At 53.9% G+C, this 15,071-nt stretch carries 14 protein-coding genes and 1 tRNA gene; 6 read left to right on the top strand and 9 right to left on the bottom strand.

The features are described from left to right. Positions 1 to 42: 42 nt before the first annotated feature. The gene (locus tag FJV47_RS04035) at positions 43 to 1,773 is read left to right on the top strand and encodes a VanW family protein (RefSeq protein WP_235026334.1); all 1,731 of its coding nucleotides are present in this window, start codon (positions 43 to 45) and stop codon (positions 1,771 to 1,773) included. A 171-nt stretch (positions 1,774 to 1,944) separates the two neighbouring features. Here FJV47_RS04035 and FJV47_RS04040 read toward each other — a convergent pair whose 3' ends face one another. Both FJV47_RS04040 and FJV47_RS04045 read right to left on the bottom strand, forming a co-directional pair. Then, complete coding sequence (locus FJV47_RS04040) at positions 1,945 to 2,694, bottom strand: SDR family oxidoreductase (protein ID WP_159610291.1); 750 nt, start codon at positions 2,692 to 2,694, stop codon at positions 1,945 to 1,947. Positions 2,695 to 2,761: 67 nt separating this feature from the next. Continuing rightward, positions 2,762 to 3,484 (bottom strand): beta-ketoacyl-ACP reductase, encoded by a 723-nt coding sequence (locus FJV47_RS04045; protein WP_159610293.1) that lies wholly within the window; start codon positions 3,482 to 3,484, stop codon positions 2,762 to 2,764. A gap of 214 nt (positions 3,485 to 3,698) precedes the next feature. Here FJV47_RS04045 and FJV47_RS04050 point away from each other — a divergent pair, with 214 nt between their 5' ends. The 3 genes from FJV47_RS04050 to FJV47_RS04060 are packed head-to-tail and all read left to right on the top strand — an operon-like array spanning position 3,699 to position 5,254. Then, complete coding sequence (locus FJV47_RS04050) at positions 3,699 to 4,097, top strand: DUF3099 domain-containing protein (RefSeq protein ID WP_159610295.1); 399 nt, start codon at positions 3,699 to 3,701, stop codon at positions 4,095 to 4,097. Then, positions 4,097 to 4,348 (top strand): acetone carboxylase, encoded by a 252-nt coding sequence (locus FJV47_RS04055; protein ID WP_159610297.1) that lies wholly within the window; start codon positions 4,097 to 4,099, stop codon positions 4,346 to 4,348. The genes FJV47_RS04050 and FJV47_RS04055 overlap by 1 nt, the downstream gene beginning before the upstream one ends. Beyond that, positions 4,349 to 5,254 (top strand): SURF1 family protein, encoded by a 906-nt coding sequence (locus FJV47_RS04060; protein WP_159610299.1) that lies wholly within the window; start codon positions 4,349 to 4,351, stop codon positions 5,252 to 5,254. Positions 5,255 to 5,272: 18 nt separating this feature from the next. Here FJV47_RS04060 and FJV47_RS04065 read toward each other — a convergent pair whose 3' ends face one another. The 7 genes from FJV47_RS04065 to mptB (FJV47_RS04095) all read right to left on the bottom strand — a co-directional run bounded on the left by FJV47_RS04065 (position 5,273) and on the right by mptB (FJV47_RS04095) (position 13,826). Next, entirely contained in the window at positions 5,273 to 5,578 is a 306-nt protein-coding gene (locus FJV47_RS04065; RefSeq protein ID WP_159610301.1) for a hypothetical protein, read from the bottom strand. Positions 5,579 to 5,778: 200 nt separating this feature from the next. After that, entirely contained in the window at positions 5,779 to 7,380 is a 1,602-nt protein-coding gene (locus FJV47_RS04070) for an ABC-F family ATP-binding cassette domain-containing protein (protein ID WP_159610303.1), read from the bottom strand. 131 nt (positions 7,381 to 7,511) lie between these two features. After that, on the bottom strand, positions 7,512 to 8,609 hold the full coding sequence (locus tag FJV47_RS04075; protein WP_159610305.1) for a GTP pyrophosphokinase family protein: 1,098 nt from the start codon (positions 8,607 to 8,609) through the stop codon (positions 7,512 to 7,514). 79 nt (positions 8,610 to 8,688) lie between these two features. Continuing rightward, positions 8,689 to 9,486: a DUF2637 domain-containing protein gene (locus FJV47_RS04080; protein WP_159610307.1), complete on the bottom strand. Its 798-nt coding sequence runs from the start codon at positions 9,484 to 9,486 to the stop codon at positions 8,689 to 8,691. 110 nt (positions 9,487 to 9,596) lie between these two features. Further along, positions 9,597 to 10,712 carry a VanZ family protein gene (locus FJV47_RS04085; RefSeq protein ID WP_159610309.1) on the bottom strand — a complete coding sequence of 372 codons (1,116 nt, stop codon included), beginning with the start codon at positions 10,710 to 10,712 and terminating at the stop codon, positions 9,597 to 9,599. Positions 10,713 to 10,782: 70 nt separating this feature from the next. Next, positions 10,783 to 12,300, bottom strand: coding sequence for a polyprenol phosphomannose-dependent alpha 1,6 mannosyltransferase MptB (mptB, locus tag FJV47_RS04090; protein ID WP_159610311.1), 1,518 nt, complete (start codon positions 12,298 to 12,300; stop codon positions 10,783 to 10,785). Then, a complete protein-coding gene (gene mptB / locus FJV47_RS04095; RefSeq protein ID WP_235026335.1) occupies positions 12,300 to 13,826 on the bottom strand; it encodes a polyprenol phosphomannose-dependent alpha 1,6 mannosyltransferase MptB in 1,527 nt (508 codons plus the stop codon). The genes mptB (FJV47_RS04090) and mptB (FJV47_RS04095) overlap by 1 nt, the downstream gene beginning before the upstream one ends. A gap of 212 nt (positions 13,827 to 14,038) precedes the next feature. Here mptB (FJV47_RS04095) and orn point away from each other — a divergent pair, with 212 nt between their 5' ends. Together orn and FJV47_RS04105 are read left to right on the top strand one after the other, a co-directional pair. Continuing rightward, positions 14,039 to 14,653, top strand: a complete 615-nt coding sequence (gene orn / locus FJV47_RS04100; RefSeq protein WP_159610313.1) for an oligoribonuclease — start codon at positions 14,039 to 14,041, stop codon at positions 14,651 to 14,653. A gap of 154 nt (positions 14,654 to 14,807) precedes the next feature. Then, positions 14,808 to 14,883, top strand: a tRNA-His gene (locus tag FJV47_RS04105). The last annotated feature ends 188 nt before the right edge of the window (positions 14,884 to 15,071 follow it).

Here is a 15,071-nt window from a genome sequence, read left to right on the forward strand (position 1 = left end):
GAGCGGCAACATCTATACGCTTTCGAAAGAACTCTAATACCAGTGCAGACCCCACCTCAGGACTCTAATCCAGCAGCGTCTTCTAACAAGAAGAAGTCGAAGAGCAAGGCCAAGCCTTGGATCATCGGCGGCTCCTGCGCCGTTGCCCTCACCGCCGCATACTTCGGAGCCGCAGCGGTCATCAGCTCGCAGGTTCCAGCCAACGCTTCGGTCGCCGGTGTCAATATCGGTTCCATGAACAAGGACGAAGCTCAGGCAGAACTTGCCAAGGTTGCAACTCCCCTGGCTCAAAAGCCAGTGGCGCTAAAGGTCAACGGCAAAGACTATGAGCTTGATCCAGCCAAGGCGGGCATGAGCTTGAGTATTGAAAACACTGTTAATGACCTCACCACCTACGAGGTAAACCCAGTCAAGCTCTATGAACGACTGACGAACGACTACAAGGTCACCCCTGACCTCGAAGTCGATCAGGACAAGCTCAAGACACAAGTTGAAGCTCTGGCCAAAAAGGCCAATGCTAAAGCGACTGAAGGAACGATCGAGTTTGCCGATGGTGAGGCGAAGCTGACCAAGCCGGCTGACGGGGTTGAGTTGAACACCGATGATGCCGTTAAAAAGATCAGTGATGATTGGTCTCTTGATGGTGCTGCTATTGAGTTGCCTGCCGACGTGAAAAAGCCTGAAGTCTCCGAAAATGATTTGCAGGCCTTCTACGACGATCAGGTCAAGGCGTTGCTCAAAGACAAGGTCACCTTGGATTCAGGTGACAAGAAGGCGACCGTTTCAACTGCTGACATCATCAGCGCAGCAACCTACTCAGCCAAGGATGGCAAACCTGCCCTCACCTTGGATGATAAGAAGTTGTACAACGCGGCCACCAAGGGAACAGATCTTTCTAGCACCGCCAAAGACGCAAAGATCACCCTAAAAGATGGCAAACCTTCGATTACAAAGTCGACCAACGGCATTTCGCTAGAAACCGATGGCCTAGGGGCCAAGGTGTTGGCCGCGACCGCCACTGCGGATCGGACTGCGACGGTCAAGATGACCGAAACGGAGGCGGACTTTACCACCGCAGATGCCGAGAAGCTGGGCGTCAAGGAACCGATCGTAGACTTTTCGACCCCTTACCCGGCTTCAGATACGGTGCGAACCAAGAACCTCAAGGCCGGATCTGCGCGGGTAACCGGGGTTATCGTCAAGCCCGGTGAACAGTTCTCACTTTTAAAAACCCTGGGTCCGATCACCGAGGCTAATGGTTACTACACCTCGGGTGTTGTTGAGAACGGATTCAGCTCTGAAGCCGTCGGTGGTGGCCTCTCTCAGATTTCCACCCAAATGTACAACGTTGGTTTCCTAGCCGGCTACGATGACATCACTCACAAGCCACACTCCCGCTGGTTCGACCGCTACCCAGCAGGCCGTGAAGCCACGCTGTGGGAAGGTCAGGTCGATATGGTCTGGCAGAACAATACTCCTTACGGTGTCATGGTTCAGGCTTGGGTCGACGGGGATGCCGTACATACCCGACTGTGGTCCACCAAGTACTGGAAGGTCACTCAGAAAAGCTCAGGTCAGTACAACAAGACCGACCCTGAGACCAAGTACAACAACGCTGAAAAGTGTGTTTCCGAGTCCGGTGGACAGAAGGGCTTCACCATCGATATCACTCGATACCGCGAGGCCATCGATGGATCAAAGAAGCTTCCAGCGGATAAGAAGACCTGGACCTACAGCCCATGGAACAAGATCGTTTGTGGTGAAAAACCATAACAACGTGTTCTAAGTAATGATCGCCGGGTGCCCCACATGGCGGGGCACCCGGCGATTTTCCTTTGTGCTCACTCTTGTTGAACCTGATCGCAACGATGGGAATGAATAAAGGCTGGTGTTCAACATCCCCATGGATGTTGAACACCAGCCTTTATTGGTTCTGGACCCGGACTACTTGCCTGCCTGCTCCAGGAAGTCCCCTGCGCCGCCAACTAGCTCGGTGTGTCCGGTCTCAACCTCGGCGAACACCATCTTGGCTACTTCTGCGCCAAATTCTTCAACGGAGTATAGCTTGCCTGCTGCTTCACGACGAGCGTCAATGGCACCTGGCTCCATGCGGTTCAGCAGGGTCGCGGTAATGGTACCTTCGATCATGTCACCGGATACGACAACAAAGCTGATGTTCTTTTCGCTGAGCTGTGGGATCATTTCGCGCAGTGCATCTTCGCCAGCACGCTTGGACTTGGCAACCTCGTCATAAGCTCCCATGGTGGAAACCTCATTGATGAAGTGTGCCTGGTGGCTGGTCACGAAGACAACGCGGCCACCTTCACTCATCTTTGGCAATGCTGCGGTGAGCATGGCAACCTGAGCGTCACGGTTCAAACGCAAAGCGTAGTTTTCACCCAGGGACGTCTCCATGCCACCTGACGCGTTGAGCACCAACACATCTAGGGAACCGAAGTTCTCAACGGCAGCATCAACTAGAGCCTGCGGGCCTTCAGCAGTGGTCAAATCCGAACCGACAGCAACGGCCTTGCCGCCCTTTTCCTCGATTGCTGCGACGATCTTATTGGCCCGTGGAGCCTTCGCGCGGTAGTTCACTACGACGCCAATGCCCTGTTCTGCCAACAGCTGCGCAGTAACAGCGCCAATGCCGCGGGAGGAACCGGTAACTACGGCACCTTTGTATTCGCTCATGTTCAGTGTTCTCCTTAATTCTTCGGGAAAATTAGTTTGTGCCCACACTTTGGAGCAACGAAAATTCTTAGTGGCCCATGCCTAAGCCGCCGTCAACAGGGATCACAGCACCGGAAATATACGCTGCCTCGTCGCTGGCGACCCAGCGAACAACGTTGGCAACTTCTTCGGGCTCTGCGAAACGGTTGGCAGGAATGCTAGCCAGGTACCCCTTCTGGGTTTCTTCTGGTAGCACCGCGGTCATCTCGGTGTTGATGAAGCCAGGCGCAACAACGTTGGCAGTGATGCCACGCGAACCTAGTTCACGAGTTAGCGAACGGGCAATGCCGACTAAGCCGGACTTGGAAGCCGAGTAATTGATCTGACCAGGTGATCCGTAGAGGCCTACGACCGAAGAGATCAACACAACTCGGCCTTTCTTCAGACGCAACATGCCCTTACTTGCGCGCTTGATCACGCGGAAAGCCCCGGTCAGGTTGGTATCGATCACGGAAGTGAAGTCATCTTCACTCATGCGCAATAGTAAGGTGTCTTTGGTGACCCCAGCGTTGGCGATAAGAACTTCGACCGGGCCATGAGCGGCTTCAACTTCTTTGAACGCTTCGTCAATGGAAGCGTAGTCGGTAACGTCAGCCTTGACGCCCAAGAGTCCTTCAGGAACTTCACCGCTGCGGTAGGTGATCGCTACCTTATCGCCGTTGGCTTCGAAGGCACGAGCAATCGCAAGTCCGATGCCACGATTGCCGCCAGTAACGAGGACGCTGCGGCCGGTGGTTGGTTCCGTAGTCAATGTATTTCTCCATTCATACGCTTCGGTAGGCGTGCCCGACGTGTGTGATCGGGGCCTCGTCTAGCGCACTTTGCCTAGTTAAGTAGCTTCTCCGTGATCAATCCTATTAGTTACCGACCAGTTTTACCGCTTCGACAGCGCGTAGAAATTACTCTCTTTGTGCCACAAGTGAGACAATGGAGGTAGTTCCCGTACAGCAAAGTGAAGTCTTTACATGTCATCCCAGCCCACGAATCACGATTCTGATCAGCCGGGCGTTCACCGCATCACCGAAGCGCGTGAATCGCACACCTCTGAGCGCGATACCCGTGTGCGCAAGTACACGATTTCGATGACCGTCCGCATGATTTGCTTCGTCTTGGCCTTTTTCTTTGATGGCTGGCTGCGATGGGTCTTTGTCGCAGGTGCAGTAGTCCTTCCGTATGTCGCAGTAGTCGTCGCCAATGGTGGTGCCGATCTGACTAAGCGCGAGCCGCCTGCCGAGTTTTACAAGGCCCCGGAGCCAGAACAACTTGCCGCTCCTCCCACCGCACAACACGCTTCTTACGAGAATGACGATGTGATTGACGGAACTTTTGTTGATCAGCCCAGTAGCACTGAGAAAGAGGACTAGTGGATTTACTAGGTTCCCTGGGGCAATCCCAACCGCAATCGCCGACCGAAGTCCAGTGCTCCAGGAAGGGTTGCCGTAATCTCGCAGAGCATCAATTGCTCTGGAATAATCCCAAGATTCATACTCCTGAGCGTCGCAAGATTTGGTTGGCCTGCCCAGAACACCTGGAATGGTTGGAAACCTATCTCAAGGAACGCCTGCTGCACCGAGAAACTTTGCCACTATCGAGCACCTCAGGAGGCACTGAGTAAATGTACCGATTTCTAGCAAGCACCCGTTGGGTAGGCTGGTTAGTCCTGGTGGCAATTTTCGCCACCGCGTGCATTAGCTTAGGCAATTGGCAAGCAAACCGTAGGGACGAAGTTCTTACCGGTATCGAACGCGTGAACCGCAACTACTTTGCTGATCCAGTCTCAGGTAAACAAGCGCTGGCTAAGTTCAAGCAGCTTCCGGACGAAAAGATCTGGATGACTGTCTCGCTAACCGGGACTTATCTGAGCGATGACACTTATATCGTGCGTAACCGCATCAAGGCGGGCCGTCCAGGATACGAGGTTCTTGTACCTTTTAAGACCACATCTGGTGAAGTAGTCATCCTCGACCGTGGATACCTTCCAATTGGTGACAAAGAAAGCGGTCACCCCGACTCTGTGCCAGCACCACCTACGGGACAGGTCACCGTTCAAGCTCGCTTGAAGCCCTCGGAAGTACGTCTAAATCGTGGCGCCCCCGAAGGTCAGCTGGCCTCGATTCAGCTAGAAGACTACGCATCACACCTGAACTACGACATTGCCCGGGGCGCCTACGGCATCACCTATGAAGAAGATCCATCTCCTAAGGTTGCTCCTCAACCACTTGATGCTCCGGACATGGATGAGGGTCCACATCTCTCCTACGAAATTCAGTGGTATATCTTCGGTGTGTTGGCCTTTGTTGGTTTCTGGTACGCCGCGCGACAGCAGAAGAAGCTCAACGCAGAAGATGCCGCCGAATTAGCCGAGGCCAAGGCTCTGGGGTTTGATGAACCAGTCCACAAGGTGCGTAAGGTTCGCCACGCTGAAGAAAAGAAATTCCGTCGCGACGGTACATTGACCGATGAAGCCATCGAAGACGCACTCCTTGATCAGTCGACAGATTCTAGCCCAGAGCACAAATAACTGGGCAAAACAGTGGATCTAGGGTTTCCAACGGACGGCTTCGGACTGGCAGTTTGCAGTGCTCCCGTCCGCGTCACTGGTTTCGGCACAAGATAGATCAATCAATGTGCGTTCCCCCAGTGGCTCTGAAAGATCTAGGGTGTAGGACACTGTCTGATTCGACTGACAGGTTTGAGCCCGGTCCTTCAGCGGCTCCACCACAATGCCTACCGCGACGTTTTCCGTGGAGTAATTCACCTGTGTGACGGTGATGTCTCCCGTGAACCCAGAAGCACAACCAATGCGGGTGACCTTCAAATCAAGGCTTTCGCTCTGAGCGCTCACCTTTTGAGGGTTTGATAATTCCCATTGTGCGTTAACGTCATCAGGTACGGGACGTGAGCAACTGCCGACCCCCAGAGACGCCGCGAGCAATATGACCGCAACAAATCCAAAACTGCCTGTAAATAAACGCATGGCTTGGCACATCCCAATTTAGTGGTGTTGCGCCAAGCCTACGAGAAACCGCGGTTGAGCGAAAATTCTTAGGTCAGGGAAACCAGTTCCAGGTAATCTTCGCTAAACAGATCCTCGTCACCGTCGGGCAGGATCACTACACGTTCTGGCTTCAGGGAAAGCACTGCGCCCTCATCGTGGCTAACCATGACTACTGCACCGGGGAAGGTGGACAGTGCGCCCAAAACCTCGGCACGTGAAGCTGGGTCCAAGTTGTTAGTCGGCTCGTCAAGGAGCAAAACGTTGGCGCTAGAGGCCACGATGGTTGCCAGAGCTAGACGAGTCTTTTCGCCACCAGAAAGTACGCCGGCAGGCTTAGACACATCGTCGCCAACGAACAAGAACGAACCAAGAATCGAACGCACATCGGCGTCATTCAAGTGATCTGGTGCATTACGACGCATGTTTTCCAGTACCGTAGCTTCCTGATCCAAGGTGTCGTGTTCCTGCGCGAAGTAACCGATCTTCAAACCGTGACCAGGGATAATTCTTCCGGTATCCGGCTCGGAGACACCAGCGAGCATGCGCAACAAGGTGGTCTTACCGGCACCGTTGAGTCCCAGAATCACTACCTTTGATCCTCGGTCAATCGCGAGCGAGACATCGTTGAAGATTTCCAAAGAACCGTAGGCCTTGGACAAGCCTTCCGCCATCATCGGGGTCTTACCGCACGGTGCTGGATCTGGGAAGCGCAGGGCTGCGACCTTATCGGTAGCCCGTTCTTCCTGAAGGCCAGAAAGCATACGGTCCACACGCTTAAGCATGGACTGCGCGGCAGAGGCACCCGAGGCACGGGCCTTCATTTTCTGTGCCTGGGCCTGCAGCACAGACGCCTTCTTCTCGATATTGGCACGCTCGCGCTTACGGGCACGCTCATCGGTTTCGCGCTGGATCTTGTAGCGCTTCCAGTTCATGTTGTAAACGTCAACAACACCACGGTTGGCATCAAGGTTAAGCACCTTGTTAACGGTCTCTTCCATCAGCCCGGTGTCGTGGCTGATCATCAATACGCCACCTGCGTAGTTCTTGATGAAATCGCGAAGCCACATAATCGAGTCAACGTCCAAGTGGTTAGTTGGCTCATCAAGTAGTAGGGTCTCAGCATCCGAGTACAGGATTCGAGCCAGTTCCACACGACGGCGCTGACCACCCGAGAGGGTGCGCAGCGGCTGATCTAGGATGCGGTCCGGCAAATCCAAGTTGGCACAAATTGCGGCAGCTTCAGACTCGGCTGCGTAACCACCGGCGGCGAGGAACTCTGCTTCCAGTCGGTCGTATCGGCGCATGGCCTTTTCGGAAATTGCTGGATCTTCGCTCGCCATCTCTTCACGGTTCTTGGCCAATTTGCCAAGTACTACGTCGAGTCCACGGGCGCCCAGGATACGGTCGCGTGCCAGCTGTTCCATATCCGGAGTCTTTGGATCCTGCGGTAGGTATCCGATAGAACCCTTGTGGATTACTTCGCCCGATGCAGGCTGGGTTTCGCCGGCGAGGACCTTGGTCATGGTCGTCTTTCCGGCACCGTTACGGCCCACCAGTCCGATCTTGTCGCCCTTGTCGATGCGGAAGTTTACTTCGTCCATCAGCAAGCGGGCGCCGACGCGTAGCTCAAGGTTGGCTACGGAAATCATATGGTGTGGCCCTTTCACGCGGGAAAAAAGATTTTGGCCCGTTATTGGGCAACTTAACTAGTCTACTAGCCACAGGCTAAACCGCTGGTGGAAAGTGCATAAACTAACAATCCACCGCCGAACCTACGAGCCTAACCGCCCAGTTGAGAGCGGTAATCCTTCATTTGGATGAGCCGACGACGCAATGAACCTTCACGACGAAGGTCACCGCCACTGGTCTTATCGATGTGTTCCTTACCAAATCTCCACAGCAACACGTCATCGAGCAGACGGTCTGGTCCTGGCGAATAACGGTGATCCAGCGCAGCACGAACGTCAGTCACCACATTGGCATCCAGCAACTGGGCCAGTTGCCAAGTTTGGTTAATATCATGAGCGTCGAGCAGTTCCGCAGCCCAGGACCAATCGTCATCTCGCTTACGGTCCACGTGTGGCAACAGGGTCTGCCAAATCTCGCCGATTTTTTCGCTCGTCAACGGCTCCGCACCAGAGCCTTGCTGGTCATGATAACCATTTAATCGGTGGTACAGCTCGTCAATATCAGTGAAGTAGTCTTCCACGGTTTCCAGCATCGCCGCGGTGGCCGTGAAGTGACGATCGATCTGTGGATTCCATGCGGCCTCCCCCGGGTGCTTAAACCGAATGTCATGTTCCATTTCGCTCCATGCGTGCTGCAGCACTGTGCGGATCTGGACTTCAAAAACAAAGTTTCCGCTGGCTACTACCGGCTTGCCCAAAGCTTCCTGGAATTTGCGAACCGTTGGTTCGCTACGCGTTTTCAGCAAGAGGTGTCGCGAGGAGTAACCGTAGGTTCCTGACTCAACCGAACCAATATCTTTCTCACGGTCGCTGCGGCAATCGAAGGAATCTCGATGCGATTTGATCAGGCTCGCAACCTGTTGAATTTCATGGGGCAACATGACGATGATGCGGATTCCGACCATGTCATGGATTTCGCGCAAGGGGTTGGGAAATTCCAAAACCGGTGCGCTCTCGGAGGTTTCCTGCAGCCGGCGCGAGGCCTTGGCAGTAAACGACTGAGCAGATTTAACCCGGCCGGTAATAAACAATGGTTGGACATCGCTTTGGGCAAATAGTCTTCGGATCTTGGCCTTCATGGCCGACATGACGGTATTCAGTTCACCGCTGACAGACTTGTACTGTTCAACGGCGGTCGCAATATTTTCAGAGAACTCATCGTGCTCCTGATCATTATTTGAAACTGTCATTACTGCCTCCCCGTAGCTATTCTGCTCGTCGTTCTAGTCCTTATGGTTATTCAATCCGGCCGGGAATCACTAGGTGAACTTACGGACGGGAAAGACGCTTGGCCATGTCGTCAAACAATGGCGCCTTGTCTTCAACCGTCTTACCCTGCATGGTCTTAGGTGCCGCATTCTGCTGCGCATCCTTAGCCTGGGTCGCAGACTGAGCGGTGGCCTTGGCACTGGCAGTCTTGGCATCAGCACGTGCGCTGGCGATACCCTCTGCACGAGCACGGGCTAAGGCATCTTGGTGCTCTTGCTCAAGTTCAGTCAGACGCTCCGCCTCTGCGGTTTGGGCATCGGTAAGAGCCGCGCTGTAACCATCGTCATAAGCGACCCCGTACTTCTCAGCGTTGGCTTGCTCTTCGTCATACTCCAGTTCGGCTCGAAGCTTCGCGGCCTCAGACTTCTTCTGGTACATATGCACGGTCAAGTGAGTGATGGCCAAAAGAACGATTGGAGGCATTGCAGCAACGAGAGCCGACACTAGCGCAGGCACACCATTTTCAATGGAATCAACGGTAAGAATTGCGTGCGTCGAGTTCGCTGCCGTGGACACAATCGCGCCAAAGAACAACAGCGACCATGGATAAACCATGGCCCTACGACTAAAGCCGTTTAGGGCAACGATGGCCACGGTGGCAGCAACGATCATACCGTCAATGATGATTGGCCAGATCCAGGCCAAACGGGGGCTAATGCCCGAGCGCTCAGCGAGGTCGGTCAGTGCTGCGAACGACAAGACGAATGCGCCAATGGCGATCAGAACCGTCGCACCGACAGCGGTACCTAGGACTGCCTTGTGCGGTTCGTTCGGGACGTCGGGCTTATTTTCTTCCATGCTGCAGGGCTGACCTAACTTCTCAATATTCGGATATGTCGTCGAAAGCGAGTTGATAGCCCTAAGGTACTGGTCAAAAAGCCATCAGATTACATTTTAGCCCCACACGATCAGTGCTCTTGCGCGGCAGGTCTAATTGCTCGACGGTCAATAAAGCCGGTCTTGCTGACCTTGCCTGCCAGTCCCCTCAATTGTGAATCGCTCAGGAAGATGACTGCGCTGAGCACCATGTAAACGGTGAGCAGCATATTTAGCGCCGGGTATGGACTTAAATCCGTGAGACTGGTTGAAATTTGGAATAGGAACGTGATCCCACCAAACCCAAGAACACTACGCAATACAGCTCGCCAGGCTAGGGCCGGTCCACCGTTTTCACCGACAATCATTAACCAAGCACAGCGTTGGCCCAGTGACGCACGTCCTGGGGTGAGGGTAGGTAAGAGGAAGACCAGGAAAACTACCACGACAGGAATCCAGAGATTCATCAATTGTTCATTGGCCGCTGGACCACCTAGTTTTTCCACAAGGGACAACGCACCAGTGATCACAAACACGGCGCCAGTTGTGATGGCCAAGTCAAAAACGTTCGCGAGAACCCGGCGTGCACGGTTGACCCTGCGCGGAGCGGCATAACGCGCATTGCCTTCTTTTGGACCGGTGAGGAAACTGAAAAGGGGCAAGTAAGCGAAAATTGCGCCGGTAAAAGCGCCAGCCGTGTTCGTGATGACATCGTCAACGTCAGCCACCCGATAGGCACAGTCATATAATCCCCAAATTCCGGTGTACTGGGTCAACTCAATGGCCAGCGAAGCGGCAAAGCCGAGCACCATCGCGGTCAAGACATTTCCTCTGAGCCAACGCACGGCAAGGATACCTAGCGGCATAAAGAGGATGACGTTGAAGATTACCTGCCACAAGGTAAAGCTGGTGGCAAAACCACGTAAGCCTTGCTCGGCAATGGTCAGTTGAAAGTCGTTTACTAAGTGCCCCGGGCGCAGCTGCGGAATTCCACGACCCGGAACACAAGAGGCGGCACGTGAAGTGGGTAACGGCAACATCGTGTAACTGAATAAACCGAATCCATACACGGCGGCAGCAGCGGTAGTAATGGTTCTACGCCACGATAGTCTTCCGTGACGGCGGTACTGCAGGGCCAGCAGAAAAATACCTGCAGCACCCAAAAAGAACGCACCGCCGAGCATGGCTACGGCTGCGGGCCAGAACATTGTTTGCATAGTTCAATCTAAACGGACGCTACAGGGTAAACGCTGTGCCCAGGGATGTGATTTTGGCGTTCTAGCCTTTTTTGCCTCGACGTTCTGCGCTGTCCAGTGGCCCGGATGGCCCATCAAGGATCCGTCTGGTGATTGAGTCGCAGCTGAACAATCCCGCAAATAGTAAGACCGCCAGCACACCTGCGAAAGTCTTCATGAGCCAAGCTGTGTGCCATTGTTCAATGGACAACTGGTCAACAAAAACTGCGATCAAGATCAAGGTGGAGACATAGATCATCAACTTTTCTGATGACCACGACACGCGGTGGGAGATGGCGAAAAACGCCATCAGCCAAAGAACGTACCAAGGCTGAATGATCGGAGCGAGTAAGACTACGGCGGACAACGACCAAGCAGTCAGTCGCACAGGATTCGAGATGTTTTTAACCAGCGCAAGGCGTGCGACTATAGCTAGCGCAAATAATTGGAACAGCTGAACGATGATGCTGTTAACCAGTGCGCCATTTCCACCGAGCATGCCAACAAGTTGACTCATGCTCCATCCGATCAATCCCACCGGTGCGTACGGGAATGCAGCGTCACCGGCACTAAACATCGCAGGCACCCAGCCAAACCAGAGGTTCGTTACTGCTCCAATGATAGTCAGCCAAATCAGCGACAAGAGGGAGACCTTGAGCCACACGATCCAACGGGCGCGCTTGGAAGGATTCTTGTTGAGCAGGATCAGGCCGATAAAAGGTAAGGCCAAAAGTACGATGGGCTTCACCGAGACCGCAATTGCAAGTGCCATGGTTGAGGCGACGGCTCGACGATCATAGGCGTAGGCCAAGGCACTAAAGACTCCGGCAATCATCAATGCGTCGTTATGGACCCCGCCAATCGTGGTCAGTAAGAACAGCGGGTTGCCAACAATCGCCCAATTGGCCCAGTTTGGGTTCTGCCCCATTTTTTTGGCTAGCTTGGTGGTGAAGTGATAGCAGCCCAAGACCCCCAAGGCGGCGACAATTCGCAGCAAGCCCACGCCGATTTCGGGAATGCCATTGGAGACAAAAAAGATGATTCGTGACAGTACCAAAAAGAAGGGGCCGTAGGGTGAGGGCGATTGGGCCCAGAGGCCGTCCGATCCCCCGTCGAACCAGCCAGGTAAAGCGGAAACCCCTTCGAGGTATGGGGATTTGTCCGCGTGCAGCATTCGGCCCTGGGCAAGGTATGAATAGACGTCACGGCTGAGAATCGGGAAGCTGAAGATCAGCGGCGCTGACCACAAGGTGATGAGCTTGCCCAATTGCCCCGAGGTTATTTCGGTTGCTTTCTGAACCTTAGGACGAGTGAGGATCCACGTTCGGGTTAACCACACCATGCCCACCGCCATTAACACGATGCAAGTGATCACGCCGCCAGCTTCTGTGCGGAATTCTATGAAGAAACCGCTTCTAGCTATGGGTGAAAGTTGATTACGTGGAAACCAGCCGACTCCCCAGGAGGCGACGGTGATCATCACCGAGGCCGCAAAGCCCTGCCAGCCAAGCGAGCGCAGGCTTTCCCCGTGTAGTTTCCGACGAATTTCCAGCACAGCCACTATGCTTTCTTTTCCTTTTTAAGCCAATTTGTCGAGCTGAGTAGATCTGGGCAAATCGACTTGGTTTTCGGATCAAAGAACACGAGGTAGACGGCGCAGGCGACAGACAGGCCCCAAGAGATCAGCTGAACGCGAGGCACGAGGGATTCTTGCAAGAACTGCCAGACGAATATCTGGTCGGCTGCCTGATAGGCAAGGAAGAATATCGTTGTCAGGTGAAGCCATAGCATCTGCCAATCATCGCGAAGTCCGGTGACGGCGAAGAATGGCAATAGCCAAAGCAGGTACCACGGCTGAATCACTGGAGAGAGCACCACGATCGCCGTGTAGGCGATCGCCATGCGTTGCACTAGGTGTGAGTACTTACCGCGGAACATCAGTACGATGGCCACGCCCACACCAAGGAGACGCCCAATGGTACTGATCGTTGGCAGCACACCGCTGGAATCGAGTCCGAAGGAGTGGAAGATGCTGGTCATCGCAACGGACATCAAACCCAACGGCGCGAAGATCGAGAAGCCTGTGCCCTTGTAGTGCAGCATGACATCGAGCCAGCCGAACCAATAGCCATTCAACCAACCGACCACGGTCATCAATGCCAGGAAAATTACGCCGGAATAGACCCAGTACAAGATACGCTTTGGCCACTTTGCCTCCGGCCCTGCCCAGAGCAGACCAATAAACGGCAAAAGTACTAAGGTAATTGGCTTGACGCCGATGGAGGCTGCCAAAACAACAATCGCCCAGAACCCATGACGCTTGCATGCCAGATAAACAGCCCACACGGACAGTCCAGTCATCAAAGCATCATTGTGAGCACTGGCGACAAAGTTTACGAGAAACAGTGGGTTGGCAACGGTCATCCATGTTGCCTTGGCAGCGGATACACCGTGCAGTCCAGCAAGTTTTGGAACAAAGTGCAAGCACAGAAGAACACCAACAAATGCGATGGCGCGGAACGCTAGGATGGCGGCGTCCGTGGAACCGCCAACCAGTTTGGCAACCAAAAATTCGATGGAAAGAAACAGTGGACCATAGGGGGTTCCGTCTTGGGCCCACATCGTATCGGTTCCTAGTTGGAACCAGTTGTTCAGACTTGAGATACCGTCTACATACGGATCTTGGCCGGCTTGGACCAATCTACCCTGACCGAGATAGGCAAAGACGTCGCGGCTCATGATCGGCAGGGCGACTAACATGGGGATGCTCCACAGCCACACTGCACGTCGTACTACTTTGAGCGAACCTTCGCCCCAGTCGCGAAGTTTCTGTCCTAAGCGCCACCATGACCGAAAGAGCACCCAACAGCCAAGGGCCAACAGAATCACAGACAGCACCACGCCAGCTGATTCGGTGCGCAACATGATGAAGAAGGGGTCACGGTTCAGCGGGGAAACGCTAGCTAACCAGCCGGTGCCAAATGAGCCAAAAAGTATCAGCGAAGCACCGATGACGCCGCTGAGCAACGTCTTGTTCACTCCAGCGTCTGGCTGGGAGCGCACTGCTTCTATGTTGCTGGCTGACACACTGACACCTCGTGCTGTAGCGGACCAAAAATCATGAATTTCTGGGCCATCGTCGCATCAAAAACGCACCAGACAGAGGGCATTTCAGCGGCCAGAATTCTCTGTCGATTTTAGCATCAGCCCACCGCACGGTTAGGGCATGACACTGTTTCTTTCTGGGCTTTCGCATCGTGCGCTCCCCCACAACCCCGGAGCAAGTGTAGATTGGTCATGTGGCTAGTAATTCAGAAAAAATTGTATGGATCGACTGCGAAATGACGGGACTAGACCTGGTCAACGACGCACTGATCGAAGTAGCAGTGCTGATCACCGATTCAGAACTGGAAGTTGTTGATGAAGGAATCCAGGTCGTTATCAAGCCTGCAGACGCAGCTTTGGCACAGATGAACGATTTCGTTCGCAATATGCACACCGTCAGCGGACTGCTACCCGAACTCGAATCGGGCATCACCATGGAAGCGGCCCAGACCCTGGTAATGGACTACATCAAGAAGCACGTCCCTGAATCCAATAAGGCTCTGCTCGGTGGCAATTCAGTTGGCACCGACAAGAACTTCTTGGCCCGTGACATGCCTAAGGTCATCGAACATCTGCACTACCGAATCATTGATGTATCTACGCTCAAAGAACTGAACCGTCGCTGGTACCCGCAGGCGTACGCGTCAGCACCTGCGAAGACGGGCAACCACAGAGCTCTAGGTGATATTCAGGACTCCATCAATGAGTTGCGGTACTACCGCAAGGCCACGATGGTGCCGACCCCGGGCCCGGACACCGAGACCGCCCAGGCTATCGCGACTCAGATTGCAACTGGCCTCGACAAATAGTCGCGGTCAACCCCGGAGTGCAGGTGATGCACTGCACAGCACTTCGGGGAGCTCTCAATTGGCTAATGAGCGTGAAATATGTGTATAGTATTTCTCGTTGCCAGATACAAAGTCGGTTAGCAAACGCATTCTGACTAGTATTGAAGTGAACATGGTGGGTATAGCTCAGTCGGTAGAGCGTCTGGTTGTGGTCCAGAAGGTCGCGGGTTCAAACCCCGTTACTCACCCCAATCAAAAGGTCCAATTTGAAACTTCGGTTTTCGATTGGACCTTTTGCAGTCCCACGGGCGGAATTGAACCAGTCAGCCATCGACCCCGTTCAAGTTCAGAGCCAATTCCCCGATCCCAACGAACCTTAGTTGACCTTTCAGTACAGCGTGCACACCAGCTTCCCTTGAGTAAACGAGCCACTGATCAC

This window comes from Glutamicibacter sp. JC586 (genome assembly GCF_009805585.1).
In the GTDB taxonomy this organism is placed as follows: Bacteria; Actinomycetota; Actinomycetes; order Actinomycetales; family Micrococcaceae; genus Glutamicibacter.

Coding starts and splice junctions, on each gene's coding strand:
- FJV47_RS04070 (WP_159610303.1), bottom strand. CDS start 7,380: ATGATTTCCGTAGCCAACCTTGAGCTACGCGTCGGCGCCCGCTTGCTG.
- FJV47_RS04085 (WP_159610309.1), bottom strand. CDS start 10,712: ATGTTCTGGCCCGCAGCCGTAGCCATGCTCGGCGGTGCGTTCTTTTTG.
- FJV47_RS04040 (WP_159610291.1), bottom strand. CDS start 2,694: ATGAGCGAATACAAAGGTGCCGTAGTTACCGGTTCCTCCCGCGGCATT.
- FJV47_RS04060 (WP_159610299.1), top strand. CDS start 4,349: ATGTACCGATTTCTAGCAAGCACCCGTTGGGTAGGCTGGTTAGTCCTG.
- FJV47_RS04080 (WP_159610307.1), bottom strand. CDS start 9,486: ATGGAAGAAAATAAGCCCGACGTCCCGAACGAACCGCACAAGGCAGTC.
- FJV47_RS04075 (WP_159610305.1), bottom strand. CDS start 8,609: ATGACAGTTTCAAATAATGATCAGGAGCACGATGAGTTCTCTGAAAAT.
- FJV47_RS04050 (WP_159610295.1), top strand. CDS start 3,699: ATGTCATCCCAGCCCACGAATCACGATTCTGATCAGCCGGGCGTTCAC.